2 protein-coding genes are annotated in these 2,539 nt (G+C 57.9%); one reads left to right on the forward strand and one right to left on the reverse strand.

What is annotated here, in order from left to right:
- Positions 1-142: 142 nt before the first annotated feature.
- Positions 143-1,570 carry an ISNCY family transposase gene (locus HWX89_RS16395; RefSeq protein ID WP_138791572.1) on the forward strand — a complete coding sequence of 476 codons (1,428 nt, stop codon included), beginning with the start codon at positions 143-145 and terminating at the stop codon, positions 1,568-1,570.
- A gap of 6 nt (positions 1,571-1,576) precedes the next feature.
- On the opposite strand, the gene HWX89_RS16400 is transcribed toward HWX89_RS16395, so the two are convergent.
- Positions 1,577-2,314, reverse strand: a complete 738-nt coding sequence (locus HWX89_RS16400; protein ID WP_138791573.1) for a hypothetical protein — start codon at positions 2,312-2,314, stop codon at positions 1,577-1,579.
- Between the last annotated feature and the right edge of the window lie 225 nt (positions 2,315-2,539).

Below are 2,539 nucleotides of genomic sequence, written 5' to 3' on the forward strand. Positions count from 1 at the left end.
TGTAAGGGCTATTTAGTAATGCGACAGTTGGGCCAGTTAGAGATGCGACAGTCTCGCCTCTCGACGCACTGGTCAAAGCCAACGTTGGGAGCAAGGATGACGATCTTCAGCCTGGTCGAGACCATGAGCGGTCGGAGTCGTCATGTCCTTTTTGATCACCATGTCGCAGAAAGAATTGCATCGCCTCGAACTTATCCAGAAGATCCGTGACGAACGCCTGAGCGTCGTCCAGGCGGCGGACCGGCTCGACCTCAGTCGAAGTCAGGTCCATCGGCTGCTGCAGGCCTATGACCGGGATGGCCCGGCCGGGCTCGTTTCGAAGAAGCGATCACGGCCGAGCAATCGGCGCCACAGCGAGGAATTTCGCAATGCGGCGCTGGATTTGATCCGCGAACGCTATCTGGATTTCGGCCCAACGCTGGCGCGTGAGAAGCTGATCGAGCTGCACCGGATCTCGGTCGCCAAAGAGACGCTGCGGCAATGGATGACCGAGGCCGGGATCTGGATCTCGCGCCAGGAACGCAAGAAACGGGTTTTCCAGCCCCGCGGCCGACGTGACTGCTTTGGCGAACTGGTGCAGATCGATGGCTCACATCACTGGTGGTTCGAGAACCGTGGGCCCAAATGCGCCCTGCTCGTCTATATCGATGACGCGACTGGCAAGCTGCTGCATCTACGCTTTGCTGGCTCGGAGAATACATTCGACTATCTGCATGCGACGAAGGCCTATCTGCAGCAATGGGGCAAGCCGCTGGCTTTTTACAGCGACAAGCACGGCGTTTTCCGCTCGCTGCATGCGTCGAAGAAGGACCGTACCAGCGGACTGACGCAGTTTGGCCGGGCGCTTTATGAGCTAAACATCGACATCATTTGTGCCAACACCCCGCAGGCTAAAGGCCGGGTGGAGCGTGCCAATCAGACGCTGCAGGATCGGTTAGTGAAAGAGATGCGGCTTCGCGGCATCGACACGATTGAAGAAGCCAATGCCTTTGCACCTGAGTTCATTGCGGATTTCAACATACGTTTCGGCAAGCTGCCACGCAATCCGAAGAACATGCACAGGCCGTTGGCCGATCACGAGAACCTCGATGGCGCCATGTGCCGCAAGGAAGTCCGCACCCTGTCGCAATCTCTGACACTGCGTTACGACAAGGTGCTGTTCATTCTCGATCCGACCGAGATATCCAGGCCATTGGCGGGCCAGAAGGTGATCGTATGCGATTATCCCGACGGCCGGCTCGAGATCATGCACGAGAGCGTTGCCCTGCCCTATAGAACCTTCGACACGTTACGCTCGGTACATCGCGCCGAAGTCGTAGACAACAAGCGACTGGATGACATGCTGTCGCTGGTTGCCGAGATGCAGGCTGGTCGCGAACAGCAACGCAGCAAGGGCGGCCCTCGCCGCACCGGTCAGACGGATCATATGTTCGGCATTCGCGACGGCAGCACGGCGAACGGGTATCAGAAGCGTGGCCGCAAGCCGGGTCGGCGGACGGATTTCATGAACGATCCAGCGGTGATTGCGAAGCGCGAGAAAGCATTATCGAAGCAGCCGGCGGCGGAATAAGACGTTTCAATGCACCCCGATGTCGCTTTGTGTATCCGATTCCAGCTGCAGGCAGGCGGACCAAAGTGGCGTCTTGTGGAAGGATCCATCCTGAAGGAGCGTGAGCCCTTCTCGTGCCTCGTAGAGCAGGCCCAGCCAGCACAGGCGCCTCAGCACGCCATATTGGACATCGGATTTCAGTTTCCAGGCTTCCAGTGTCATTTCGGTCTCAGACAAGGGGGCGAAGTGTGGCTTGAGGATTTTTACAATCTGCAATGGCGTGCACCCTTCTCTGGCCTTGATATTGAGAAGATTGAGGAACATGCGCCACCAGCGTAACCGTGCTTGGACCTCCTCTTCCCGTTCGGCGGCGTGGATGTAGGAATAGAGATAATCCGTGGCGACCAGATCGAAGAAGGCGTTAGGGTCCAGCAGAAACTCCCGGCCGCGTTTGGTTGGCAGCAGCACATCCTTTTTCCGACGCAACAGCTTCAGATGACGGGTCATGTCCCGCACGACCCAGAGTGGCGGTACGTCGCGTTCATTGAGCACCTTGTGCATGCTGTAGAGATCTTCGGCTGTAAAGTCGGGCCAGAGGAAGTTAACAGCGGCCCAATGCACGAACTTGCGGTTCATGGCGCCGGTTGCCGTCAATCCTATGCCCCCCTCACCGTCAGCATAGGCAACCGAAAGAAGCATGCCGCGAAGAAGTGGTGACAGCGCGGCGACATCGACGTCACCATGCAGCTTGATTTCCGGAAGCATCATGTCGCTTTGATCCCTACCCGCCCGATGCAGGTGCAAAACGATTATCAGCTGACAACCAGATAATTGCTACTGAGGAAGCTAAAGCCGAAGAGGGAGTTCCATCACCCGCCCCCTCCCTACCCTTGCAACCCGGCCCAGCCGGTCCGGTCGGGGGCTGATTGTCGGAGCCAGTGTCGCATTTCTAACGGGCCAGCGGCGTCGCAGCTCTAACCAGCTTTGACA

The organism is Rhizobium sp. RM, from assembly GCF_013390595.1.
In the GTDB taxonomy this organism is placed as follows: domain Bacteria; phylum Pseudomonadota; class Alphaproteobacteria; order Rhizobiales; family Rhizobiaceae; genus Agrobacterium.